The sequence below is a fragment of the Algoriphagus mannitolivorans DSM 15301 genome, assembly GCF_000429425.1.
GTDB lineage: Bacteria > Bacteroidota > Bacteroidia > Cytophagales > Cyclobacteriaceae > Algoriphagus > Algoriphagus mannitolivorans.
On record NZ_AUBV01000001.1, the window covers coordinates 138,202 to 164,732 of the forward strand.

The 26,531-nt window shown below is 42.0% G+C and carries 20 protein-coding genes; 13 read left to right on the top strand and 7 right to left on the bottom strand.

Annotation, left to right across the window (positions count from 1 at the left end):
• Nucleotides 1-7: 7 nt before the first annotated feature.
• On the bottom strand, nt 8-436 hold the full coding sequence (locus tag G458_RS0100650) for an IPExxxVDY family protein (RefSeq protein ID WP_026950183.1): 429 nt from the start codon (nt 434-436) through the stop codon (nt 8-10).
• A 152-nt stretch (nt 437-588) separates the two neighbouring features.
• On the opposite strand from G458_RS0100650, the gene G458_RS0100655 reads away from it, so the two are divergent.
• From G458_RS0100655 to G458_RS0100675, 5 genes are read left to right on the top strand one after another with little or no spacing between them, the layout of a single operon-like run.
• Complete coding sequence (locus G458_RS0100655; protein ID WP_026950184.1) at nt 589-825, top strand: acyl carrier protein; 237 nt, start codon at nt 589-591, stop codon at nt 823-825.
• 20 nt (nt 826-845) lie between these two features.
• The gene (gene fabF, locus G458_RS0100660) at nt 846-2,099 is read left to right on the top strand and encodes a beta-ketoacyl-ACP synthase II (protein WP_026950185.1); all 1,254 of its coding nucleotides are present in this window, start codon (nt 846-848) and stop codon (nt 2,097-2,099) included.
• A 2-nt stretch (nt 2,100-2,101) separates the two neighbouring features.
• The gene (gene rnc, locus G458_RS0100665; protein ID WP_026950186.1) at nt 2,102-2,842 is read left to right on the top strand and encodes a ribonuclease III; all 741 of its coding nucleotides are present in this window, start codon (nt 2,102-2,104) and stop codon (nt 2,840-2,842) included.
• Nucleotides 2,843-2,847: 5 nt separating this feature from the next.
• Nucleotides 2,848-4,686, top strand: coding sequence for an NAD(+) synthase (gene nadE / locus G458_RS0100670; RefSeq protein WP_026950187.1), 1,839 nt, complete (start codon nt 2,848-2,850; stop codon nt 4,684-4,686).
• A gap of 10 nt (nt 4,687-4,696) precedes the next feature.
• The gene (locus G458_RS0100675) at nt 4,697-5,800 is read left to right on the top strand and encodes a prolipoprotein diacylglyceryl transferase (RefSeq protein WP_026950188.1); all 1,104 of its coding nucleotides are present in this window, start codon (nt 4,697-4,699) and stop codon (nt 5,798-5,800) included.
• Here the strand turns inward: G458_RS0100675 and yidD are convergent.
• The gene (gene yidD / locus G458_RS0100680; protein ID WP_035467598.1) at nt 5,797-6,021 is read right to left on the bottom strand and encodes a membrane protein insertion efficiency factor YidD; all 225 of its coding nucleotides are present in this window, start codon (nt 6,019-6,021) and stop codon (nt 5,797-5,799) included. The genes G458_RS0100675 and yidD overlap by 4 nt on opposite strands.
• Nucleotides 6,022-6,084: 63 nt before the next feature.
• Between yidD and G458_RS0100685 the strand changes: the two genes are divergently transcribed.
• The 4 genes from G458_RS0100685 (at nt 6,085) to G458_RS0100700 (ending at nt 12,985) form a co-directional block, all read left to right on the top strand.
• Nucleotides 6,085-7,530 carry a POTRA domain-containing protein gene (locus G458_RS0100685; RefSeq protein WP_322786234.1) on the top strand — a complete coding sequence of 482 codons (1,446 nt, stop codon included), beginning with the start codon at nt 6,085-6,087 and terminating at the stop codon, nt 7,528-7,530.
• Between the two features lie 60 nt (nt 7,531-7,590).
• Nucleotides 7,591-8,412 (top strand): PorV/PorQ family protein, encoded by an 822-nt coding sequence (locus G458_RS0100690; protein ID WP_026950191.1) that lies wholly within the window; start codon nt 7,591-7,593, stop codon nt 8,410-8,412.
• The gene (locus tag G458_RS0100695) at nt 8,409-10,499 is read left to right on the top strand and encodes a ComEA family DNA-binding protein (RefSeq protein WP_026950192.1); all 2,091 of its coding nucleotides are present in this window, start codon (nt 8,409-8,411) and stop codon (nt 10,497-10,499) included. Before G458_RS0100690 ends, G458_RS0100695 begins: the two co-directional genes overlap by 4 nt.
• 68 nt (nt 10,500-10,567) lie before the next feature.
• Complete coding sequence (locus G458_RS0100700; protein WP_026950193.1) at nt 10,568-12,985, top strand: zinc-dependent metalloprotease; 2,418 nt, start codon at nt 10,568-10,570, stop codon at nt 12,983-12,985.
• A 37-nt stretch (nt 12,986-13,022) separates the two neighbouring features.
• On the opposite strand, the gene G458_RS0100705 is transcribed toward G458_RS0100700, so the two are convergent.
• Together G458_RS0100705 and G458_RS0100710 are read right to left on the bottom strand one after the other, a co-directional pair.
• Complete coding sequence (locus G458_RS0100705) at nt 13,023-13,556, bottom strand: hypothetical protein (RefSeq protein WP_026950194.1); 534 nt, start codon at nt 13,554-13,556, stop codon at nt 13,023-13,025.
• Nucleotides 13,553-14,233 carry a hypothetical protein gene (locus G458_RS0100710; RefSeq protein WP_026950195.1) on the bottom strand — a complete coding sequence of 227 codons (681 nt, stop codon included), beginning with the start codon at nt 14,231-14,233 and terminating at the stop codon, nt 13,553-13,555. The genes G458_RS0100705 and G458_RS0100710 overlap by 4 nt, the downstream gene beginning before the upstream one ends.
• A gap of 152 nt (nt 14,234-14,385) precedes the next feature.
• On the opposite strand from G458_RS0100710, the gene G458_RS19980 reads away from it, so the two are divergent.
• Genes G458_RS19980 through G458_RS0100735 form a run of 4 tightly spaced genes read left to right on the top strand, consistent with a single transcriptional unit; the run spans nt 14,386 to nt 19,874 of the window.
• Nucleotides 14,386-15,747, top strand: a complete 1,362-nt coding sequence (locus G458_RS19980) for a tetratricopeptide repeat-containing protein (RefSeq protein ID WP_035467605.1) — start codon at nt 14,386-14,388, stop codon at nt 15,745-15,747.
• Nucleotides 15,748-15,774: 27 nt separating this feature from the next.
• Nucleotides 15,775-17,811 carry a M3 family metallopeptidase gene (locus G458_RS0100725; RefSeq protein WP_026950196.1) on the top strand — a complete coding sequence of 679 codons (2,037 nt, stop codon included), beginning with the start codon at nt 15,775-15,777 and terminating at the stop codon, nt 17,809-17,811.
• 49 nt (nt 17,812-17,860) lie between these two features.
• Nucleotides 17,861-18,955, top strand: a complete 1,095-nt coding sequence (locus G458_RS0100730; RefSeq protein ID WP_026950197.1) for an AI-2E family transporter — start codon at nt 17,861-17,863, stop codon at nt 18,953-18,955.
• Nucleotides 18,939-19,874: a tetratricopeptide repeat protein gene (locus tag G458_RS0100735; protein ID WP_026950198.1), complete on the top strand. Its 936-nt coding sequence runs from the start codon at nt 18,939-18,941 to the stop codon at nt 19,872-19,874. Before G458_RS0100730 ends, G458_RS0100735 begins: the two co-directional genes overlap by 17 nt.
• On the opposite strand, the gene G458_RS0100740 is transcribed toward G458_RS0100735, so the two are convergent.
• The 3 genes from G458_RS0100740 to G458_RS0100750 form a co-directional block, all read right to left on the bottom strand.
• Complete coding sequence (locus tag G458_RS0100740) at nt 19,862-22,798, bottom strand: ATP-binding protein (RefSeq protein ID WP_026950199.1); 2,937 nt, start codon at nt 22,796-22,798, stop codon at nt 19,862-19,864. The genes G458_RS0100735 and G458_RS0100740 overlap by 13 nt on opposite strands.
• Nucleotides 22,799-22,925: 127 nt before the next feature.
• Nucleotides 22,926-23,966, bottom strand: coding sequence for a porin (locus G458_RS0100745; RefSeq protein ID WP_245579208.1), 1,041 nt, complete (start codon nt 23,964-23,966; stop codon nt 22,926-22,928).
• 239 nt (nt 23,967-24,205) lie between these two features.
• Nucleotides 24,206-26,467, bottom strand: a complete 2,262-nt coding sequence (locus G458_RS0100750; RefSeq protein ID WP_026950201.1) for an aconitate hydratase — start codon at nt 26,465-26,467, stop codon at nt 24,206-24,208.
• Nucleotides 26,468-26,531: the final 64 nt, after the last annotated feature.

Sequence of the window (26,531 nt, forward strand, 5' to 3'; positions counted from 1 at the left end):
GGGTTTTTTAATAAGTTAATAGGTTTTCTTTCGATTTTAATTTGGATACGTCCAAGCGCACAGCACTCTGGATCAAAGGGTTTTTTGCAAGTTGGCTTGCAAATTCGGAAATATCGATCTCTTCAGTTTCATCCTGAACAAGAAGAAAATAATCCATATTTCTGAGTTCGGGGATCAAATATGCCAATTGCTGAGAAGAATTGAGTGATTTATTTTTCAAAAGTTGCACAAAACCGTGAGGTAAAGAAAGAAAATATTGAGAGATTTCTAAACTCGGAGAGCTTAAAAACTCGATAAAGATTTCTTCCGATCTCACCAGATTCAATCCCAAAGTTTGATTGATAGCCCAGGCCATTTTATAGTCCTTGACCGGAGACACAAGTCCCAGTAATTCAAAATCAAATGCAGGTTCTATGAATAATTTTGCCTTCTTCATTGGGGAAGAATCGAGATCAGAACAAAGTTAGGGATAAAAATTTACAGGCAAGAGCGAGTTCCTTGCTCAAAAATTTACTTGAATCTTTTCTTTGTCAATTAGGCATTAAATATATTTCTTTGCGGAGTGTTATTAACTAAACTGATCACAAAATGTCTGAAATTGCACAAAAAGTAAAGGCCATCATTGTTGACAAACTTGGCGTAGAAGAGTCTGAAGTGACTATGGAAGCTAGCTTCACCAATGATTTGGGCGCTGATTCACTTGACACGGTAGAGTTGATCATGGAATTCGAAAAAGAATTCAACATCTCTATCCCTGACGATCAGGCTGAGCAAATCGGCACTGTTGGACAGGCGATCACGTACCTTGAGGCCAACGTAAAATAATTTCCAATTAAATTCAGCACATGAATTTAAAACGAGTTGTTGTAACGGGTATAGGTGCTCTCACACCAATTGGCAACACCAAAGAAGAGTTTTGGAAAGGCTTGTCTTCTGGTGTGAGCGGCGCTGCGCCTATCACTCGGTTCGACGCTTCACTTTTCAAGACCCAATTTGCCTGCGAAGTCAAAAACTTAAACGTTGAAGACTTTATCGACAAGAAAGAGGCAAGAAAGATGGATCCTTTCACCCAATATGCGATGATCTCAGTAGATGAGGCCATGGCAGATTCGGGAATCGATTTAGATAGTATTGACAAATCCAGAGCGGGCGTGATTTGGGGTTCCGGAATTGGAGGATTAAGAACCTTCCAAGAGGAAGTTACAGAATTCGCCAAAGGCGATGGTACTCCCCGATTCAATCCATTCTTCATCCCAAAAATGATCGCTGATATCTCAGCGGGATTTATTTCAATCAAATATGGTTTTAGAGGACCAAACTTTGTCACAGTCTCTGCCTGTGCCTCTGCCACTAATGCTTTGATTGATGCTTTCAACTACATCCGTCTTGGAAAAGCTGACATCTTCATCAGTGGAGGTTCAGAAGCGGCGGTTACCGAAGCTGGAATAGGTGGATTTAATGCCATGAAGGCATTATCTCAAAGAAATGAATCTCCAGAAACAGCCTCCAGACCTTTTGACAAAGAAAGAGATGGTTTTGTTTTGGGAGAAGGTGCTGGCGCTTTGATCCTCGAGGAATACGAGCATGCTAAAGCCAGAGGCGCAAAAATCTATGCCGAACTGGTGGGAGGCGGAATGACCGCTGATGCAAATCACATCACAGCACCACATCCGGAAGGATTGGGAGCTAGTAGCGTGATGGAAATTGCCCTCCAAGACGCTGGATTAAAGCCAGAGGAAATTGATTATATCAATGTTCATGGTACTTCTACCCCATTGGGTGATGTAAGCGAAACCAAAGCTATTCTAAAAGTATTTGGGGAGCATGCTTACAAACTTAATATCAGCAGTACCAAATCAATGACAGGACATTTGTTAGGAGCAGCCGGAGCCGTAGAAGCTATTGCCTGTATCCTTGCGATTCAAAACAGTCTTGTCCCTCCTACGATCAATCATTTCACCGATGATGAATCTTTTGATCCGGGGCTCAATCTTACATTTAATAAAGCGCAGGAAAGAGATATCACCTACGCTCTGAGCAATACCTTTGGATTTGGTGGACACAATTGTTCTGTCATCTTCAAAAAATACAACGGATAAGAGTGAAAATTTTCCATAAACTAGGAATTCATACACTCTTCTTCAGCTCAAAAGACAAAAGGCTTGCCTCCTCGATCAAAATGATCATAGGACGCAAGCCTTTAAATTTATCCCTATATCGACTTGCACTCACTCCGGCAGGGCTTGGATTAGAAAGCCATCAGGGTTTTCGGATTTCTAATGAGCGGCTGGAATTTTTGGGAGATGCGATCTTGGGGGCTGTAATTGCTGAGTACCTTTTTCAAAAATTCCCTTTCCGGGATGAGGGATTTTTGACAGAAACCCGTTCCAAATTGGTAAACCGGGAGACCTTAAATTCTGTAGGCATCAAAATTGGCCTCAAAAACACCTTGGAATTAGTCATCGACAGCCGTCAATTTACCGGAAACAAATCTCTTTATGGAGATGTTTTGGAGGCATTCTTAGGCGCAGTCTATCTGGATCGGGGCTATCAGTTTTCCAAAAAGTTAATCCTTAGCCGAATCCTGATTCACATGGACCTGGAAAGCATGATCAGCACCGTTTCCAATTACAAAAGCAAAATCATTGAGTGGTCTCAAAAAGAAAGTAAATCCACCGAATACAAAGTTGTCCAAGTCAACGGCAACCAGCGCTTCAAGGAATTTGTTGTGGAATTGATCGTAGATGGAGTAGCTATCGCCAAAGGAAAAGGCTCCACCAAGAAAAAGGCCGAACAGGACGCCTCTAAAAATGCCTGTGAAGATCTCGGATTGCTTAACTAACTCCTATGGCTCCTTTGAAAATTGCCTGTGCTACTGTCAACCAAACTCCATTGGATTGGGAAGGTAACCTTTCGCATATCATTCAGGCCCTTGAGGTTGCTAAAAAAGAAAAGGCTGATATTGTCTGCTTTCCAGAGCTATCCATCACCGGATATGGCTCCGAGGATTTATTTCTAAGCTATTGGTTTCCCAAAAAAGCTCTGGCCAAACTGCTCAAATTGATTCCTCAATGTGAAGGAATCACCGCTGTTGTAGGTCTGCCTGTCCGAATACAGGAAAAGGTTTTTAATACCGTAGCCGTAATTGAAAACCAAAAACTCCTTGGTTTTGTGGCAAAGCAATACATGGCCATCGATGGAGTTCACTATGAATTCAGATGGTTCACCCCTTGGCAGGCCCATGAAAAAATCGAGATCGAGGTAGATGGACAAAAAATCCCTTTTGGAGACCTTACCTTCCATAAAAAGGGAGTTCATTATGGATTTGAAATTTGTGAAGATGCCTGGCGAGGTCCTATCCGGCCCGGGTATAGATTGAAAGACAGAAAAATTGACCTGATCTTTAATCCAAGCGCTTCGCATTTTGCAATGAATAAGACCAAAGAGCGAAAAGACCTGATTGAAACAAGTTCTAAGATCTTCAATTGCTACTATGCCTATGCCAACTTGTTGGGAAATGAAGCAGGCAGAATGATATTCGATGGGGAAATTCTTCTTGCAAAGGGGGGCAAACTTTTGGGAAGAAACCAACTGCTCTCTTTTCAGGATTTTCAGGTGCTGACATTTGACTTAGAAGATAAACTCCAAGCCCCGGCACAAATACTTTCGAAAGAATGGGAGTTCGTTCAGGCCTCGTCTTTGGGATTGTTTGATTACTTGAGAAAAAGTAAAAGCAAAGGTTTCGTCTTGTCACTTTCAGGAGGGGCTGATTCTTCCACGATCGCCGTTTTGGTTGCCGAAATGGTCAGGAGAGGGATTCAGGAATTGGGTTTGGAAAGATTTATCCAAAAGCTTGGCATTTCTTTCGAGCTACAAACCACCGATCCTGAAAAAGAATTGGTTGGAAAACTTTTGACCACGGCCTATCAAGGAACTCGAAATTCCTCAGATGACACCTTCAATTCGGCCAAAACATTGGCCGAAAGTCTAGGCGCAAAGTTTTATGCTTGGACCATAGACGAGGAAGTTCAGTCTTATACCCAAAAGATCGAGGTTGCGATTGGCCGAAAACTCACTTGGGATCAGGATGACATTACCTTGCAAAATATACAGGCAAGGAGTAGGTCTCCGATCATCTGGATGCTGGCAAACTTGAATAATGCCTTATTGCTTTCCACTTCCAATAGAAGCGAAGGCGACGTGGGCTATGCGACTATGGATGGAGATACGAGCGGAAGTATTTCCCCTATTGCTGCAGTGGACAAACATTTTATCCTGCATTGGCTCCAGTGGGCTGAAAAAAACCTTGATCGTCCTGGGCTCTCCGCAGTCAATTCCTTAACACCAACCGCCGAACTTCGCCCTATTGAGCGAACGCAAACGGATGAGAAGGATCTTATGCCCTACTCTCTGATTGTGGAAATTGAAAAGTTAGCCATTCGGGACAGGAGGTCTCCTGGCGACATTTTCCTGTTGATAAAAGAAGAAATTGAGGTAGATGATGCCCAACTAAAGGAATACATTAAAAAATTCTTCCGACTTTGGTCGAGAAATCAATGGAAAAGAGAGCGCCTTGCGCCTTCTTTTCATTTGGATGAATTTAACGTGGACCCGAAAACCTGGTACAGATTCCCGATTTTGTCAGGTGGGTATGAAGAAGAACTGAAAGAATTAGACCAGCTATAAACACAAAATTATGCTAGACACTTTCCTCTCCTATGTGGTCTGGGACCCAAATCAAGCTGTTTTCTCTGGATTTGAAAGACTAAGATGGTACAGCTTACTTTTTGCATTGGGCTTTATCATTTCCCAACAATTCATGGTTTACTTTTTTAGAAAAGAAGGCCAAAATGAGCAGTTGGTAGATAAACTGACTATTTATATGGTCTTAGCTACCATCATTGGAGCGAGATTGGGACACGTGCTTTTTTACGAGCCAGATAAATACCTGAGCAATCCAATAGAAATCCTAAAGGTTTGGGAAGGTGGATTGGCCTCCCACGGAGCAGCAATCGCGATTCTTTTTGCACTTTGGCTGTACTCCAAAAGAACTCCGGGGCAAAGTTACCTTTGGGTAGTGGACAGAATCGTTATTGTCACGGCCATGACGGGTGCCTTGATCCGATTTGGAAATCTGATGAACTCAGAAATTGGAGGAAAAGATACCGGAACTGATTATGGCTTTGTGTACGCTAGAGATGCAGAGGAGATTTTGGAGTCTTTGAAAGTACCTATTCTATCCATTGATGCTTACAAACCGGAAGATCGAGCAGCTGAATTAACTGGCAATGGAATCGTTCCGGTCAACTTTGAAATCATCGTCGAAAAAGGAAATTATACCCTAGAGACCCTGGAAGAAATCTTGGCTCAGGACATCAAATACGCGCTGACCCGATTCAACTCTTCTAAAGAATACCTCGCCGAGCCTGTAGAGACTCCACTGGACTTTAGCATACAGGAACAAAGCAATCAGTATCTGGTTACTGTAAAGACATTTGGAAGGACAAAATACCCAACACAGATCTACGAGTCGATTTCATATTTCCTCATATTCTTGATCCTTTTGGGGATTTGGGTAAAATATAAGTCTAGAATACCGGAGGGCTTACTCTTAGGTTTATTCTTGATTTCGGTCTTTGGAATGCGCTTTTTCTGGGAATATTTCAAAGCTGTTCAAGTGGACTTTGAATCAGAAATGCAGTTTAATATGGGTCAAATCCTCAGTGTCCCTCTCGTGATCATCGGAGTATTCTTGATCATCCGGGCTTGGAAAAATGGCTTAAAACCAGAAAAGAGTTAAGGGACAGGATCATGTCCATGCCCTCCCCAAGGATGGCATCGACCGATCCTTTTAAACCCAAGAAAAGATCCTTTGAGCACGCCGTGCTTTAAGATAGCCTCTTTCATGTACTGGCTGCAAGTAGGAGTAAACCGGCAGCTTGACGGAAAGAGTGGAGAAATAGTATATTGATAAACCAGTACTGGAAATATGGCTATCTTTCTTAAGTAAGTTTTGACCATCTGACGGGAAATCCCTTTTTTGTTGGGCATATCGATAACCAAAATTAGTGAAACAGAATTCCCTTGAGAAGTTTTATCACTTACATATTCTTTTTTCTGCTGGTAATGGCAGGTTCGCCTAGCCTGATTTGTCTAGGACAAGACACCAGCTATGCCCCTGTTAATCCTTCCACTCCTGAGCGGGTGAAAGTGAACAACATCTACATTATCGGCAATCAGAAAACCGAAAAAAACATCATTCTTCGGGAGCTGGATTTCACAACGGATTATTATTACGATTGGGAAACATTCTTGGGAATCATCAAGGCTGATGAACAGAAAATCTACAACCTTAGACTCTTTACCGAAGTAGAAGTGACACCACTTTTCACCGGAGATGAAGAAGTAGAAATCCTTATTTCGGTCAAAGAGCGATGGTATATTTTGCCCTCAATCATTTTTCAACTCGCAGACCGAAACTTTGCCGAGTGGTGGACCAATCAAGGCCGGGACTTATCCAGGGTGAATTATGGGATTAGGATCAATCATGCCAACGTAGGGGGAAGGAATGAAAAACTTCGATTCATGGCCCAGTTCGGGTTTACCAAGGCTTTTGACCTTCTCTATTCAAAGCCATATATCGACAAAAATCAAAAGCATGGCCTCGCTATTCAGCTGACCTATACTGATCAAAAGACCATTCCCATCGCTTCAGAATTTAATCGTCAGGTATTCTTTACCAATGAAACTGAGGACATTTTAAGGAAAAACTTATCGGGAGCCCTGCGATATACCTTCAGGAGGACTTTTTACAATTTCCATTTTGCCACCTTGGGATACAATAATACTTGGCTGAATAAGGACGTGCTGGTAGAAAACCCCAATTACCTTCAAAATGAAGGGAATAGTCTGCGCTACTTTTATCTTCAATACTCTTTCCGCCATGACCGAAGAGATAATGTTGCCTATGCCACAGATGGAGAACTATTGCAATTGACCGGAACTAAATACGGACTGTTTTCCAGCGAGGACATTAATGAAATTGAATTCAATGTGGTCGCCAACAAGTATATCCCGTTGAGCGATAAATTCCATTATGCAGGCGGACTTACAGCAGCTTGGTTTTTGAGCAATAGGCAACCCTACACCCTCGTAAGAGGCATCGGATACAACCCCAATTTTATCCGAGGATATGAACTCAATGTCATCGAAGGGCAGCAGTTGTATGTCCAAAAAAACAGCATGAGGTTTAAGTTTCTGGATGTTGCCTTTGACTTATCAAGCTATTTGCGACTGGAACAATTCAGCACTTTGCCTTTCAAGATGTACTTAAGCGCAAACTTTGATCATGGATTTGTCACAGACAGAAACAGAATCCCCGAAAATGCCAGATTGACCAACAAATACCTCTTTGGATATGGCGCTGGAATTGACGTAGTCGGATTTTACGACTCGGTTCTAAGGTTTGAATATTCATTCAACAACCAAGGGGAAGGAAATTTCTTCTTCAATTTCAAAGCACCATTTTAATTTTTGCTTGACAAAGCACTAGTGTTTTAAGTAACTTAGGTTAGATTTTTTATTTAGCCTATGAAGCCATTATTTTTTCTATGCTTCTGGGGTCTTTTGGTTTCATTTTCATTTTGCCAAACAGACCCATTCTCTCAAGCCCAAGGAGCTCGAAGCCAAGGAATGGGTAATCTCAAAGTCAATCTCAGCGATTCCTGGAGCTATTTTAATCATATCGGTGCGTTGGACCGAATGAAGGAAACTCAAATAGTATCTGGATACGATCATCGATACGGACTAAAAGAACTGGGGACATTTAGCTTGGCGTCCGGCATAAAAACAGAAGTTGGAACGGTAGGATTGGGAATTAGCCGCTTTGGAGGAGAGCTTTTCAACCAGCATTTAGTCGGAGCAGGATTTTCAAACACATTTGGAATCATGAGCTTCGGTGCAAAAATCGATTGGCTACAGACTCAAATCGAAGGCTTTGGTACCGGAAATTCATTGCTGATATCCTTGGGAGGAAAAGCAGAACTGGGTCCAAAAACCTATTTCGGAGCGAATATTTCCAACATTAACCGGGCAAAATTCAGCAAAAACACTGGACAAAGAATCCCTACTTTCATCCAAATGGGGATTTCTTATCTCCCTTCAAAATCTGTCGGAATCTATACAGAAATAGAAAAGGAGGCAGACTCTCCTGCCTTGGCCAAAATGGCTCTGGAATATCTTCCCTCCGAATGGCTGATTTTACGGACTGGAATTTCCAGCAATCCTGCACGGATAAGCTTTGGTTTTGGAGCCAAAAATAATCGGATGGGGTTTGATTATGCCTTTGGGCAAAACTCCAATCTGGGCAGCTCTCATCATTTCAGCCTGAACTTAAACCTGAAAGAACCATGAAAGCCTGCTTGGTTTGTCTTTTACTCTTTATCCAAAGCTTAGCCTTCTGTCAGAGAAAAGGAAGTCAAACCATTGATCTGGAATCTTTCATCGAGCGATTATTTCCCGTTCAGGAAGAAGACCTGGATTACGAATCCATCTACGAGCATCTTTTTCAACTCTACCAAAACCCAATCAACATCAATAAGGCAGATTTGGAAATCCTCCAGGCAACATACCTTCTTTCTCCCCAGCAACTGACCTCTTTGGCAGAATACCGAAAGCTTTTAGGTAATTTTCTTTCCATTTATGAGCTCCAAGCTATTCCGGATTGGGACTTAAAAACCATAGAAACTTTACTTCCATTCATCACTTTGGAGGATCACTCACAAAATTCAAAGCCATTTCTAAATAGAGTTTTGGAGGCCGAAAATTCCTATATAGTCTTCAGACATAAACGAACTTGGGAGACCAGAAAAGGATATACTCCCCCAGATACCAGTTCTTCCGGCAAAATAAGTTCGCGATACCTAGGAGATCCAAATGAATTTTATCTCCGGTATCGAACCCAGCAGGCAAGAGATTTTAGTATAGGTTTTACCTTGGAAAAAGATCCCGGGGAGCAATTTACCTGGGATCGGAAGACCAACAGGTACGGGTTTAACTTCCTTTCTTACCACTTCACGAAATATTACTGGAAAAAGTGGAAAACCATCACGGTAGGCGATTTCCAGGCTGGATTTGGGCAAGGATTGGTGTTTGGAGCTGGATATACCTTAGGGAAAGGCGCCGAAACAGTCCCTACAGTCAGGAGAAGCAGCTTTGGACTCCTCCCCTATACTGCCGCTTTGGAATTTGGTTTTTTTAGAGGAATAGGGATTACCAGGACATTAAATAACTGGCAATTGACCATGATTTTCTCTAAGGCTCCTCGAGATGGCAGGATTTCGACCGCTTTCGACTCTTTAGAAAACAGGCAAGATATCATTACTTCACTTTCCCAAACTGGCCTTCATCGAACCCAAAGTGAACTGGATACGAAATCTAAAATCAAAGAATTGAATTTGGGCGCCAATATTCAATACCAGTCCAAATCTTCAAAATGGCTGGGTGGAGCTAATTTTTTGGCGACCTCCTTTAGCGCGCCTTTAATCAAACCTCAAACTACCTACAACCAGTTTGAATTTTCTGGAAAAAACAATCAAGTTGGAAGTATCTACCTAAGTCGCAATTGGAGAAACTTTTTCTTTTTTGGTGAATCAGCTATTTCCAAAAGTGGAGGTACCGGAACTGTCTTAGGGCTTTTGAGCAGCTTGAGCAAAGAAGTGGATTTATCTATTCTTTGGAGAAACTACAGCAGAGATTTCCATAGTTTTTATTCCTCGGGATTTTCTGAAAATACTCGTCCGATCAATGAACAGGGACTTTACATGGGATTTCAATATCGCCCCAGCAAAATCTGGAAAATCAATCTGTATTATGATTATTTCCATTTCCCTTGGCTCAAATACAGAGTCTATTCGCCCTCGAAAGGGACTGAAGCTTTAGGCCGGATTACCTACCAACCCAGAAGGAGTTTAGTTGCTTTTGCACAAATCAGAAGAGAGGAAAAAGACCGCAACCTTTCCAGTATTTTCACCCTTACCTCTAATTATCAGGTCCATCCAATAACAAAATGGAATGGAACCTTAAGTTTGGAAAACCAGGTCGATAAAATAGTATTCCTACGATCCAGAATCCTCTGGAGCCAAGTTGAAATTTTGGATAAAAAAACGTTTGGATTTATGATTCTGCAGGATTTACAGGCCAATTTCCAAAGCTGGAGAATCTCTGGAAGAGTGGCTCTTTTTGATGCAGTCGACTATGATAACCGGCTTTACAGTTTTGAAAACAATGTGCTCTGGACTTTTTCGATTCCAAGTTTCTATGGTCGGGGTGTTCGCTATTATCTTTTGGGACAATACAGTTTCGGGGAAAAATTGACGGCATATTTTCGGATTGCCAGAACCAGCTACACCAATCGCAAAACCATTAGCTCTGGACTTCAGGAAATTTCCGGATCCAGGCAAACTGACTCTGCTTTGATGATCAGATACTGGCTGAGGTGATTTTTTCCATTAATGGTGAATAGCCCGACCTTATTTTTTGATAATTTGTAGCCAAAGCAAATTACCCTATGAAAAAAACACCACTATCCCTACTCTTTTTGATGCTTTGGGCAGTTTCTGGTTTTTCCCAAACACCAGATTTTACAAAAATGAGTAAAAAAGAAGGTTTTGTGCCTTTTTACCTAGATGAGGAAAAAGGAAAAATCTATCTCGAAATCCCATTTTTGGACAAAGAATTTCTTTATGTGAATTCTCTTACTGCAGGCGTAGGATCCAATGACATTGGTCTTGACCGTGGTCAACTTGGAGATGATCGGGTGGTTGAATTCCGAAAAACCGGAAATAAAATCCTTATGGTTCACAAGAACTACGGTTTCCGCGCCTATACCGACAATCCCTACGAAGCAAAATCCATCAAAGATGCCTTTGCCGAATCCGCTCTTTGGGGATTTGAAATTGTAAAAACTGAAGGCGACAAAATGATTGTGGACGGAACCAACTTTTTCCTCCAAGACGCCCATGGAGTAAGTGAGTCCTTGAGCAGATCTCGGCAAGGAACATATCGCGTAGATGCGAGCCGTTCCGGTCTTTATTATGAGACCACCAAAAACTTTCCGAAAAACACTGAAATAGAGGCTACCATTACTTTAACAGGCACTGGAGCCGGAGGCTATCTTCGATCTGTAACTCCCACACCGGAGGCCGTGACCGTTAGAATGAGACATTCTTTCATTGAGCTTCCTGAACTTTATGCAAAAAGAGAGTTTGACCCACGGGCTGGATATTTCGGCATCACGTATCAAGACTACACCACTCCTATCGATGAGCCATTGGTCAAAAGATTTATTGCCAGACATAGGCTAGAGAAAAAAGACCCCTCTGCTGCAGTGTCAGAGCCAGTAGAGCCGATTGTTTACTACCTAGATAGAGGAACGCCAGAACCAGTCGCTTCGGCCTTGATTGAAGGGGGAAACTGGTGGGCTCAGGCTTTTGAAGCAGCTGGGTTCAAAAACGCATTCAGAGTAGAACTGGCTCCAGAAGGCATGGACCTGATGGATATCCGATATAATGTCATTCAATGGGTGCATCGATCCACTAGAGGATGGTCTTATGGATCTAGTGTCCGAGACCCACGAACCGGTGAAATTATCAAAGGTCAAGTTTCATTGGGCTCTTTGCGAGTCCGGCAGGATTACCTGATTGCTCAGGGACTTTTGCAGCCCTTCGAAGACGGAAAACCTTTGGATCCTAGAATGATGGAAATGGCCTTGACTCGCTTGAAGCAGCTATCTGCCCATGAAATTGGTCATACCATCGGATTGGCACATAGCTATGCTACCTCGGCGGTGGGAAGATCCTCTGTGATGGACTACCCTCATCCCCTGATCACACAAGATGCAAGCGGAAACCTAGACTTTAGCCAAGCCTATGACTTGGGAATTGGAGAGTGGGATAAGTGGGCCATCAAATACGGATATGGAACTCCTGCTCCGGGACAATCTGAAAAGGACTTTTTGGAAAAAACTTTGCAGGATACCTATTCCGCAGGCCATGAATTTATCACTGATTCCGATTCCCGTAATCCAAGTGGAGTTCATCCTCGCTCACACCTTTGGGATAATGGAGCATCCGCTTCCGGAGAACTCCTGAGATTACTTCAACTGAGAGAAAATCGAATGAAAACTTTTGGCTTAAATGCCATCAGGACCGGCGAACCTCAGGCCTTGTTGGAAGAAGTATTTGTGCCACTTTACTTGATGCATCGCTACCAGCTGGAAGCTACCTCCAAACTCGTTGGAGGATTGGATTTTACTTACAAAGTGAAAGGAGACAATCAGCCCAACCAAAAATGGATACCCGCAAAAGACCAGAATGAAGCGATTGCCGCTATTTTGACTTCTATTTCTCCTTCCAAACTGGAGGTACCAAGCCATGTTTTGGCATTGATTCCACCCAGACCCTATGGCTATGGAAAAACCAGGGAAACATTTCCATCCAGAACCGGACCTGTTTTTGACCCAATAGCTCCGGCTGAAAATGTAGTGGAAACAGCTTTTGGATTCCTATTTGAATCTGGACGAGCTAATCGGGTTTATTTGCAAAATCTTCAAGACAATTCTCTACCTGGCTTTGAATCTCTTTTGAACAAGGTGAAAGATCAGGTTTTCTCCAATACACTACCTTCTGGCTTGCAAAGCGAGATTAAATTGATGACAGAAGCCAAGTATGTAGATTATTTGATTGGACTTTCCAAAAATGCAAATGCCAGCCAAACAGTAAGAGCCTTGACTCGAAAGCACCTGAGTCAGCTTGCTTCCTTGGCAGGAGGAAATTCCCCATTGCTTCAGGCGCATAGAGAATATTTGTCTCAAAAAATCAAAGCCTATCTGCAACTACCGGAAGAACTTACTCCACAATCCACCCTGAGCGTTCCGGATGGAGCACCGATAGGAATGGATGCGATGAGTTGTGATTTTGAGTATTGAAAATAGGGCCTGACAAAAACGTCAGGCCTTTTTTTGTTTACCACTTCCAAAATGCTCTTTTACTTAGATCCGGAAGTATGCTGACATAGTTATTTATATTTCCTTCCACCTTAAATGTCCTGTCTGGGAGGGATCCGGCAATCAGTCCAGTAAATGATCCTGCTAAGCCCATCATGGGAACAATGAGTATATATCCTTCGTTCGGCTCGGAAATTTCTATTGGGATTGCGACGGCAAAACCTAGGCTATTTCCAATGATTGCTCCCCATCCATATCCTTTTAGGACAGCATGGACTTTTTTTGTCCGAATGGATTGTATTTTTTCCACAGGAATTTTAAGAATTTGAGCTTTCGAATCTGGACTTTTCCATTTTTTGGATTGATCCGACTTAATCTCTACAAATGAGCTATCCACACTCCATAGCAAGCCATGAACAATTGCGGAATTGGACAAAGTTACCCAGGCTTGATAACCTTTTCTGTTGAAAGATTTTCTGGGTGTGGTTTGAGCCATTGTCGAAGCGGCTATTAGACACAAGAGGAAGGCAGAAAAAAGTAACAGCTTTTTCATGGGTTCATGGTTTGGGTGGAAGGATTCTTTGATTTTACATTTTCAGAGGAAATCCAAAATGCTTGGCTTTCTAGCTCCTTAGAAAGCGCATAGAAAGCTTCTCGAGATCCCTCAATTCTTGATTTTACTGCTTTAGAATTTCCTAAAATCGCCCCCGTTATTACACCCACAGCAGTAAAGGCAAAAGTTTTCAGCAGCACAGTTACCGCATCTTTGGGCTCATCTTCCACAATATACTGGGTGCCTGAAGGAATACAGAATACAAATATACACCCCCCTATGGTTTGGACTGGAACGGTTTTAGGTTCTGGATTTTCGGTTGCACCTAAACCTACTCCAAGTCCCATTGCCGCCCCAATCGCCCCACCGATCATCATGTTCTTTTTGATAGCTTTTCTAGGAACAGTTCTTAAATAGGCAATTTCCGAATAATGAACTTTTAAAATTGGAGGTTCATCGTACTGAATATCCTTGGAGAAATTCGAATATTCCACAAAATGAATCGAATCCTCAGCCACCTTCCAAAGTAATCCCTTTCCAAGACTCGCTCCATTGGTCAACTCAATCCAAACCAAAGAACCGTTTTTGTTAAACTGCAAAGGCTCAGTTTCGATTTGCCCATAAACAATTCCCAGAAATCCAAAGACCGATAAATAAGTAAGTAGACTCTTTTTCACGATGTTTTTCTTGAAAATTATTCGGTTCCCGGAACAAGTGTTTACTTATCAATCCTTCTTTAAAATCTCATTTTTGCAAAAAATCCTTTTTTAAACCTGTAGCTTTCAGAATATTTGTGAAACTCACTGATTTTCAACTTATTTTTTTCAAAATGACTAATTCAAACAAAAGGTGTTTCGTGGTGATGGGTTTTGGCACTAAAACCGATTACATCAATGGCCGAAAACTTGACCTCAACAAATCCTACCGATTGTTGATCAAGCCCGTTGTGGAATCCAAGGGATTGGAGTGTGTCAGGGCAGATGAAATTACCCATTCTGGATCCATTGATGTTCAAATGTACCGGGAGCTCCTCCAAGCTGACTTGGTCATTGCAGACCTTTCCACACTGAATGCCAATGCGGTTTATGAGCTGGGAGTCCGACATGCCCTTCGGCCTTATACCACTTTGGTGATTTCCGAAGATAAATTGATGTATCCCTTTGATTTGAACCATATTCTGATTCATGGGTATCAGCATCTCGGAGATGCCATAGATTATGAGGAAGTGGAAAGGTTTCGGGAAGTATTGGGAAATGTCATCCAACAAGTCTTGGATAAAAAGGAACCCGATAGTCCGGTCTATACCTACCTCAACTCCCTGATTCCTCCTAAACTACAGGCCGAAATTGAAAAGGCTGTGGAAAAATCTGACCGTACTTCTCCACCCCCGGAGGTTGGTAAAGCACTATCTCTGATCATTCAAGAGGCTGAAGACGCCATAGACACCAAGGAGTTTTCCAAAGCCAAGCATTTGTTTCAATCAGCCCTGCTCCTCTCTGGACAAAAGGACGTTTACATTATTCATCGGCTTGCTTTTACCACCTACAAGGCCGCTGAGCCAAATTTGGTAGCTTCCCTATACGAGTCACTGAAACTTCTCGAATCCATCAATTTAGCTCATACTAATGATCCCGAGACTGTCTCCTCGGCAGGTGCAGTGAAGAAAAAGCTTTACGAATGCGGTGAAGGAGCCAATCATTTAGAGGATTCTATTTTGTATTACCAAAGAAGTTACTATCTACTGAACAATCGATACAACGGAATCAACCTTGCCTTGACTCTGGTTTATCACGCTACTTCCTCTTTAGTAGACAAGGATCAGGAAAGAATCGCAGACTTGGTTTTTGCAAGACGGACTTGGCAAAGAATTCTTGTCTTATGTGAAAGAGACTGGGAATTAATCTCTGAAAAAGAAGAAAATGACCAAGAACTGATCAACAATGGAACCAAGGAAGGCCAAGAACTACAAGAATACTACAATGCCCAGAAGTATTGGATTTTAGTCAACCGGGCTGAGGCATACTTCGGGTTAGGAGATTTTGATTCTTATGATCAAAGCATACAAGAGTCTTTAACTATCAAGTTTCACCCTTGGCAATTGGAGAGCTTTACTGAACAAATTGGTAAATTGGATGCTGAATTAAAAAAAGTCGGCCATTTGCTGGAACCCAAATGGGAAAGCCCAGTTTAATTACCGAGTAAAGTACATTACAACGCTATGACTAACCCACTTTTGGCAGAATTTGCCACGCCTTTTCATACCCCTCCATTCGATCAAATCCAAACAGAACATTTTCTACCGGCCATTCAGGAGTCCATTTGTTTGGCTAAGGAAGAAATTGAAAAAATTAAAACAGAACCTCTGCCAACCTTCGAAAATACCATCGAAGCCTTGGACCGTTCTGGGAAAAAACTCGGAGTTATTTCCGCTACTTTTTTCAATCTAAATTCCGCAGAGACCAATGATGAAATTCAAAAGTTGGCGCGGGAAATTTCTCCTCTTTTGACAGAACACTCAAATGACATTCTGTTGGACCAAGAGCTTTTCCAGCGAGTGGAGCAAGTTTTTCAAAACAGCGCAAAAGAATCGCTTACTCCGGAACAATGGACACTTTTGGATAAAACCTACAAATCCTTTGTCCGAAACGGAGCCAAACTTTCTCCTGAGCAAGCCAATGAATTGCGGAAAATTGACCAAGAATTGGCACAAACCAGTCTCAAGTTTGGAGAAAATGTACTCGCCGAGACCAACAAGTTTGTCCACTTTGTAGAAAATGAATCAGACTTGGAAGGCCTTCCTGAGGGAATCAAGGAGGCAGCGGCACAGATTGCAGAAGAAAAAGGGAAGCCAGGAATGTGGGCCTTCACGCTGGACTATCCAAGCTATATCCCGGCAATGACTTATGCCAAAAACAGGGAATTGCGAAAAACCCTTTTTATGGCTTTCAACACCAAAGCTTCCAAAGGGGACGAACTGGATAACCAGGAAAACATCAAACAGATTTTGACTCTCCGACACCGAAGAGCTCAACTTTTGGGATATTCTACCCATGCAGCTTTTGTATTAGAGGAAAGAATGGCAAAAAGCCCGGAATCAGTCCTTGAGTTTTTGGAATCACTTTTGAAAAAAGCAAAGCCAAAAGCAGAGCAAGATGTCAAAGAAGTTGCAGATTTTGCAAAAAACCTGGACGGACTGGAGGATTTGAAAAAATGGGATTTTGCCTATTATTCAGAGCTTCTTAAAAAAGAAAAATATGCATTGGATGATGAGTTATTGAGACCCTATTTCCAGCTCGAAAATGTAATCGAAGGGGTGTTTTTGACCTCCGGAAAACTATATGGGATCACTTTTCAGAAAAATGAAAAAATTCCTGTGTATCATCCGGAAGTGACTGCCTATGAAGTTATGGACCGGGAAGGAAAACATCTTGCTGTCCTATATGCTGACTTCTTCCCAAGACCCGGAAAAAGAAATGGGGCTTGGATGACTTCCTACAAAGGTCAGTTTCGTGACGAATCCGGCGACAGCCGACCGCACATTTCCATCGTCTGTAATTTCACCAAGCCTACCAAAACCCGCCCAAGTCTCTTGACTTTCAATGAAGTGACAACACTTTTCCATGAATTTGGGCATGCTTTACATGGGATCTTGGCGAGAGGAACGTATGAAAGCCTTTCTGGAACCAGCGTGTATTGGGATTTTGTGGAACTTCCATCTCAGATTTTTGAAAACTGGTGTTACGAAAAAGAATGCCTGGATCTATTTGCACGCCATTATCAGACAGGAGAAAAAATTCCTGCAGACCTGATTCAGAAGATTAAGGATGCCGCCAATTTCCAACAAGGCTACCTGACTGTCCGACAAATTAGCTTTGGATTGCTGGATATGGCCTATCACGGTCAAGACCCAGTCCAGATCACGGACTTGAAGGAATTTGAAACAGAGATCATGAAAAAAACTGATCTTCTCCCCAGAACTCCGGGAACGATGATGAGTACCAGCTTTTCGCATATTTTCCAAGGCGGATATTCCTCCGGATATTACAGCTACAAGTGGGCTGAAGTCCTGGATGCAGATGCCTTTGAGTTATTTCAGGAAAAAGGAATTTTTGACTCGGAAACAGCTCAATCCTTTGAAAAAAACATCCTCTCTGCCGGGGGAACTGAGCATCCCTTAGAGCTATTCAAAAGATTCAGAGGAAGAGAACCTAAGCAGGAAGCATTACTCAAGAGGTCTGGACTTATTCCTAATTAACTGGTTTAATTGGATACATCCTGCTATTTTCAAATAGATTCCTTTAGCTATGAAGCCAACTGCCTTTATTATCCCCGCCTATCTGAAAGCCCTCACGGTGATGCTTTTCATTATCGCGCTGGTCTTTTTTTTAATCGTGGGAAAAAGTCTTTTGGTACCCCTGTTTATGGGAGGGTTTTTCGCAATTCTTTTCACTCCGCTTAGTAATTATCTCGAAAAACATAAAGTGCCAAGAACCATTTCCTGCATCATTTCCTTGTTACTGATGGGGGTGATTGTAGCAGGGCTGATCAGCTTTATCATCGGGAATGTGGTGAGCTTCACCAAGGATTTCAGTAATGTCTCCAACAGATTAATTGTCATGGCTGGGGAATTTGATGCTTGGCTTAACTCCACCTTTGGGATAAAGGAAAACCTACAGGAAAAGATAGATTCCAAGGCCATCCTCGAATACCTCAATAAGAACAGTCAAAGTATTACCTCCTTTGCGCTCAATGCGATTGGCTCATTGACAGGCTTGATTTTGATTCCCGTTTTCATGTTCTTCCTTTTGTTGTATCGGGATCACCTTACCAAAATGATGGTCATGATCTACCGGGACAAGGATCCTTCCTTGGTGAAAATGAGGATCACCAGTTTGAGAAAGTTAATTCAAAACTACATTGTGGGAGTGGGGAAAGTCATGGTGATTCTGGCTATTCTAAACATCACGGCCTACTCTATCATTGGCGTGAAACATGCCGTTTTCTTCGGTTTGATTGGCGCCATTCTCAATATAATTCCATATGTAGGGCCTTTGATTGGAGTGACCTTGCCTGTGATTTATTCTTTCCTTACGATGGACAGCATTCTGTACCCTATTCTGATTTTAGGGGTATATCAAATCATCCAAATGCTGGAGGGGAATTTTCTGACCCCAAAAATTGTCGGAGGAAATGTAAACCTAAACGCCTTCATCACATTTCTGGGCTTGCTGATTGGGGCGTCGATCTGGGGCATTGCGGGGATGATCCTCGTGATTCCCACCTTGGCTATTTTGAGGGAAATTTTCGATTTATCTGAGCACACCAAGCCTTTTGCCTTACTTTTGGGCGAAGAAAAAGATTCCAAAAAATATATTCCGGAAGATGAGAATACTGAGTAGAGTTTGCATCCTATTATTTTCCATTTGTCTTGTCTTGGCTTGCGATAGTTTGGAAGACAAAAAAGGCCGATTCCTCCTGAAAGGAAATGAAAAGATGAAGGAAAACGATCCGAAAAGTGCTATCGGATTCTATCAGGAAGCTATTGCCTTGGACTCCACGTTTGCGGATGCTTATTATAATAAAGGCTTGGCTCACTTGAGGTTCAATCAATTGGAAGAAGCTATCGGAGATTTTTCAAAAGCGATTCAAATAAATCCCGAATATTTCGAGGCAATATTTCAAAGAGGCTTAACCTATTTGGATAATGGGGAATTTTATAAGGCTCGCGAAGACGCTGAAAGGTTGAAAAACCTCGACAATAAGAATTGGAAGTCTTTTTTCCTGGCTGGTTTGACAGAAGAAAAGCTCAAAAATTATCCAGAATCCCTCAATTCTTTTGAAAAAGCGATCGCTCTTGCTCCAGACAACTCGGACTTGCTGGTAAATCAGGCCACCATTCTTTTTTATCAAAAAGAATTCAACAAAGCCAAGCAAATCCTGGATCGTGCAGAAGAACTCAACCCTGAAGAGCCAAACCTACATAACCTGAGATCCATGATTCTTTTCGAAGAAAAGGAATATTCCCAAGCACTTCAGGCGGTGGAAAAAGCTATCACCTTGGATAATCGACAGGCTTATTTCTACAACAATAAGGGACTTTATCTTTTGTTCACTGGAGAGCTGGAGGAAGGATTGCAGTTGATCAATCAAAGCATCCAAATGGATCCGAAAAACCCATATTCCTTGAGAAATAAAGGCATTTATTATGTGTTAAAAGGAGATAAAATTTCGGCCTTACAATATTTATCCGAGTTGGAGACCAAGTATCCAGAAATGGACTTGGTCAAAGAATACCTTCAAAAAGCTCAGGATTTGTGATTCTTTTCGTGAATCACTTCTTTGATTCGCTTCAATAATTCTGCTGCATCGATGGGTTTTGCCACGAATCCCTCAAATCCGCATTCTTCGATTTTCTCCATGATCTCAAGTTTGGCGGCGGCAGTAAGTGCTATTACTGGACAATCCGAAAACTTTTTGATGGCTTTGGTTGCTTCAAAACCATCCATTTCCGGCATTTGGATATCCATTAAAATACAATCATAATTTCCTTTTTTTGCTGCTTCCACAGCTTCTACTCCATTCAGTGCCCGATCAAAAGTATAGCCCCATTTTTTGATAATCTTCCCCAAAACCAAAGCATTGACGTCGTTGTCTTCGGCCATCAACAGGTGCAGGCCTTCATAAGAAGGGGCTGCTATCAAAGGACTTGGAGGTATGGTTTGTGGGACATCCCCAACCCTGTCAAATTCAAGTTCAAAGAAAAACTTACTTCCTTTACCCAATTCAGATTCAAGGGAGATTGTTCCTCCCATAAGAGCTAAAAGTTTCTTGGTAATGGATAGTCCCAGCCCGGTACCTCCATATTTTGTGCTGAAGCTTGGTCTTACCTGGTCAAAATCATTGAAGACCTTATCCTGATTTTCCGGAGCAATTCCAATACCTGTATCCTTCACCTCAAAATACACCTTGATTTTTTGAGCTTTTTGAGACACCAATTTAACGCTGACATCCACATTACCTTTAGCTGTGAATTTCAAAGCATTGGTAATCAAATTATTCAAAACTTGAGAAAGTCTGGTCTTATCTCCTTTTACCCAAGTATTGATCCCTTCGGAAAGATGAAGCTCGAGTTTATTTTGACTGTCTTTGGCATGGAAGGACAAGCCTTTCATTACCTGATCCAAAAGCTCATGTAGGTTAAGTGGATTTTTCTCTATGGTCAGCTTGCCTGCTTCGATTTTTTGAAAATCGAGCAAATCATTAATCATAATAATCAGATTATCGACAGCAAAATTGATGGTCTTGAGGGCTGTCTTTTGGGTTTCTGTCGGATTCTCCTGGAAAAGAGAATAAACCGTCCCTGATATCGCATTCAGTGGCGTTCTCAATTCATGTGAAATCATGGACAAGAAATCCGACTTGATCTGATTGGCCTTTTCAGCTGTTTTTCTAGCCTCATCCAGTTTGGATTCAAATTCTTTCTGCTTGGAGATATCCGTAAGATATCCGTACCACACCATGTCGCCATTTTCAAGGGATTGAGGCCTTGCAGCGCCTAAAACCCATCGATAAGGCTCTTTCGGATCCTCTGATTTCACTCTGAATTGACACTGCCAAGGTTCGAGTTTCCTTGCGGAAGCCACAGAACTCATAATCACCTGGGGCAAATCCTGAGGATGAACTTTGGCGATAGCCACAGAAATATCCTTAAACTCCAAAATCTCATTTTGGGAAAGTCCAAGAACCGTATTGATACCTTTTGAAAGGAAAGAGAAATTCATCTGGCCTTCCGAATTCAGCACCATTTGGTACAATCCACCAGGCACCTGCTCGGTGAGATTCATGAGGAAGTCACTGCTTTCTTCCAGTGATTTTTCCAAGGTGATTTTTTCAGAGATATTTCTGAAAGAAATTAGAATAAGCTCTCTTTCTTGAACTTCAATTTTCTTGGTTGCCACCTCTAAGGTCAGCTGATTCCCTTTTTCATTGATCAGAAGTGTTGAGAATCGGGTGACGAACTTTTCTTTGCTAGGAATTTTAACCCAATCTGTCCAACTTTCACCTTCTTCAAAAAAGACATTCAGATCTGACAGATGGATTAGATTTCGCTCCCCTTCAATTCCAAAAATCTGTAATGCTTCATGATTTTTGAAAACAACATTTCCTTCCTGGTCCACAGCAAGCATTGCCTCAGGACTTTCTTGCCAGAGTATTTTTTGAAAATCGAGCTCTTCTTGAAGTTGTTTTAAGCTGGATTTATCTCTAACTACTCCCAGAAATACCGAACTATTTTCCTTGGATTGAAATCCCGAGAGCTCAATCTCAACGCCTTTATCAAATTCAAGATTTGCAGAAATAAGCTGATCAGAGCTCGTCTTATTTTCTAGGATTTTATGAATCCGATCTTTGAGGCTTTCAAACAGGTCACTCTCTTCAATACCTCCAGTTTTGACAATCGGGAGGTCCTTCAAAGAATTCGATTCTACCTCCAATAGTCCAGAGTCTGTATAATAGCTCCAACGGGCAGCAGCAGAATATCCAGAAGAAACACTCAAAAGCTTCTCCAGCATTTTTGTATCCTGAATGGTCTGTTCCCTTTGGGTAACATCCCTCGCGATTACAAAGAATAAATCACCTTCCAAGCGAACAGAGCACTCCAAAGATTTAAATCCAAAATTCCGGGATTTAAACTTAACCGTTAGAGTCACTGTTTTTGGCTCATCTTTCAGCGATTTCCACAAGCTGTGAATTTGAGGCAATTCTTCCTCCAGAAGAAATGGGCAAAGGTTGGTATGCAATAGTTCTTCTGGAGAGTAGCCTAAAACAGCTGAAACAGATGGATTGACGTAGGTCAAGACCTCATTTTTCCCTATGGCGATCAGATCCAGGTCCGAAGAGAAAAACTTATAAGCTTCCTTTTTGGATGGCAGGCCTTGGGTCTTTACTTCTTTTCCTTTGTAAAAAAGGAAATAATTAGAGCCACTTTCCTGTGGAAGTTCTAAATGAAATGAGAAATCCTTGGGTCCGTGACTTAGGATTAACTCCTCTTTAAAAATATAGGCAGTAATGTCCAAGCCCAGTCCAACAAGACTCCTTTCTTCAAGGGACTCTCCAATTTGAGTTTCAAAGGATTCATTTCCATAAAAAATCGAATACGGATAGGTATCATCAGCAAGAAATACCATTTCCGAAGATTCGTAAATGATCTTTTTGAAAGTGCTATTGATTCCTCGATCCTGCATCAAAAACGTTATGCCTGGGTGATATTACTATTGAGTTTGGCAATCCTTGTTAATCATCGGTAAACATACAGTAATTTGTATTTCATACCAAATTTTTTTATTTATAAATACATTTTTTTGAAATCAATTAGATTCCAAATTCGACCTGGAATATCCCAAACCAAAAATTTTCTGTGTTTCTCAGCAGTGGTTTTTCATTTGCCCAAGAATATCCAAGGTTTCCCTGAATTTTTATCCTATGTCCATTCAGGTAACGTGAATACCCAATTACTGATTCATCCATGCGGTTTTCATAGCCCAGCAACTCCTTTTTCGGAAGTACTGCAGCATAACGAAGCGCTAATTCAGATTTTCTTCCTAGCATTCGGCTTAGGTGAAAATTATAGCCCTTCCCGACCCAAACAACCCGAGTTGCCCCAAAATCATTTTGAGTAAAGGGATTTGGGGAGTCCCTCTGAAAAAACTCACCCATGGCTGCCCAACCCAAATACTTAAACATGAAATCAGCAATGAGGATTTCTTGATCTCTTTTTTCATATAGATAGGCCCCGAGCTGGCCACGAGATCTCATGGCTCCCTCGTTCCAATTGTAGCTTAATCCAAAAGACAGCTTTGGACTTTCTTCCTTTTCCAAGTCACCTTCGGAATAATCTCCGTTGTTTTTGAAATTACCCAATGGCAAAAATTCAAACCTCCCCGTATAACTCAATCCATTGTCTCCCGGGGATGGGTTCCTTCCTTCCCCGGTGTTTATAGCTCCTTTGAGTTGGTAGATAGCCTTGCCTTTGGTAGGCAGAGTATAATATCCGAAGAATCCAAAATCGCGATCCAGAGTAAATACTGCATTGGCAATGGATCGATCTGAAAACTGCAAATTTCCTGAACTCACTACACGTTCACGATTCCCCGGAAGTTTGGACTGGCCGAATCCAACATAAAAGTTTTTGGTGAAGTGATAATAGACAATGGCGTCCCGAATAGGCTGAGCAAAATCACCTCCATCTAAGTCTAAATCGGATTTAGAAAATCCTAACTGAATATAATATTGGATCCTTGGGTTTAGCACATAGCCATCCAAACGCAATCTCAATCTGCGTACTCTGAAATCTGTCTGCTCAATTGACAAATCCTCCCCACTTTCGGTGCGGAAGCCAAATCGATTTTGCATTCTGAACCGAAGATTGAGCAGAAATAAAGAGTCTTGTGAAATGCTAATGCCATTTTTGACATTAATTAAAGCTCTTTCGTCACTCTCGTTTTGTGCAACACTCCAATGAGAAAAAGTGATCAAAAAGGCGAAAGCAATTGAAAAAACTTTCCAGGAGTTAGCTTGGATTATTTTCATAAAAGGGAAAAATAAAAGCCGTAACAAGATTGCCACGGCTTTTATTGGAGTTGAGTTTATAATTAAGAATTATCCTTGATCAAGTTGAGTGCGGAACCCGCCTTAAACCATCCGATCTGACCTTCATTGTAGGTGTGATTGGCTTTGATCACATCCTTGGATCCATCCTTATGGTTCAAAACGATTTCGAGAGGTTTTCCAGGAGCAAATGAAGTTAAGCCCAAGATATCAATCGAATCATCTTCCTGTACCAAATCATAATCAGATGGATTGGCAAAAGTCAAAGCCAACATTCCCTGCTTCTTCAAGTTTGTTTCGTGAATTCTGGCAAAAGATTTTACCAGAATCGCACGTACACCCAAGAATCGAGGCTCCATAGCTGCATGTTCTCTGGAAGAACCTTCTCCGTAGTTTTCATCTCCAACCACGATAGAACCGATTCCGGCAGCTTTATATGCTCTCTGAGTGGCAGGAACTTCTCCATATGCGCCAGTCAATTGGTTTTTCACGCTGTTGGTCGCATCATTATAAGCATTGACTGCGCCGATCAACATGTTGTTGGAAATGTTATCCAAGTGACCTCTGTATTTCAACCATGGTCCTGCCATAGAGATGTGGTCAGTGGTACACTTGCCTTTTGCTTTGATCAAAAGCTTCAAGCCTTTCAAGTCGGTACCTTCCCAAGCAGGAAAAGAATCCAACAATTGAAGTCGATCAGAAGTAGGGCTTACAATTACCTGAACTTTGGATCCGTCTTCAGCGGGAGCTTGATATCCAGCATCTTCTACGGCAAAACCTTTGGTAGGAAGCTCAAGACCTTTTGGCTCGTCCAATTTCACCTGCTGACCGTCTGCATTGGTCAAGGTATCTGTCAGCGGATTGAAGGTCAAATCACCTGCAATAGCCAAAGCAGTCACAATTTCAGGAGAAGCCACGAAGGCATGTGTATTTGGGTTACCATCAGCACGCTTCGCAAAATTTCTATTGAAAGAAGTGATGATGGAGTTCTTTTCTTGTTTTTCGGCACCATGACGAGCCCACTGTCCAATACAAGGACCGCAAGCGTTAGCCAAAACTACACCGCCCATTTTACCGAAGGTGTCCAAAAAGCCGTCTCTGTCCACAGTGAAACGAACTTGCTCAGAACCAGGAGTGATGGTGTATTCTGATTTCGCAGTAAGCTTTTTATCAACTGCTTGTTGTGCCAAGGAAGCAGCTCTTGAAATATCTTCGTAAGAAGAGTTTGTACAAGAACCGATCAATCCTACATCCAATTTAGCCGGCCAGCCATTTTCCTTCACTGCTGCAGCAAATTTTGAAATAGGCCATGCCAAATCAGGAGTAAATGGTCCGTTGACATGTGGCTCAAGCTCAGAAAGGTTAATTTCGATTACTTGATCAAAATATTTCTGTGGATCCGCATATACCTCAGCGTCTCCAGTCAGGTGCTCAGCAATCCCATTGGCCATTTCGGCAATGTCTGCACGTCCTGTTCCTTGTAGGTAAGCAGCAGATTTTTCATCATATCCGAAGATAGAAGTAGTAGCACCGATTTCTGCACCCATGTTACAGATAGTGCCTTTGCCAGTCGCAGAAAGTGATCTGGCACCCTCACCAAAATATTCTACGATAGCACCAGTTCCACCTTTTACAGTAAGAATACCTGCTACTTTCAAAATCACATCTTTGGCGGAAGTCCAACCTGACATCTTACCGGTAAGTTTCACCCCGATAAGTTTCGGGAATTTAAGTTCCCAAGGTAAGCCAGCCATTACATCACAGGCATCAGCCCCACCCACGCCGATTGCGATCATACCTAGACCACCGGCATTTGGAGTATGGGAGTCTGTACCGATCATCATTCCGCCCGGAAACGCATAGTTTTCCAATACTACTTGGTGAATGATACCCGCACCTGGCTTCCAGAAACCAATTCCGTATTTATTGGAGACGGAGGCCAAAAAGTCATAAACTTCTTTGTTTTTGTCCTTGGCCTTGTTTAAATCCTTTTCCGCTCCTACCTCAGCCTGAATCAAGTGATCACAGTGAACAGTGGAAGGTACAGCTACCTGGTCTCGACCAGCCTGCATGAATTGCAAAAGTGCCATTTGAGCAGTAGCATCTTGCATTGCTACTCGATCAGGCTGAAAATCCACATAGGATTTTCCTCTCTCATATGCTTGAGAAGCAGCGCCTTCTGTCAAGTGGGCATAAAGAATTTTTTCAGTCAAAGTAAGCGGACGACCCACAGCGCTTCTCGCTGCAGCGATTCTCTCGGGAATCCGGGCATACACCTCTTTGATCATCTCGATATCAAAAGCCATTGTTTGGATATTTTAAGGTGGATAAAAGGTTCAATTTTTCGTCTGCGAATATAGGGAAAAGCAG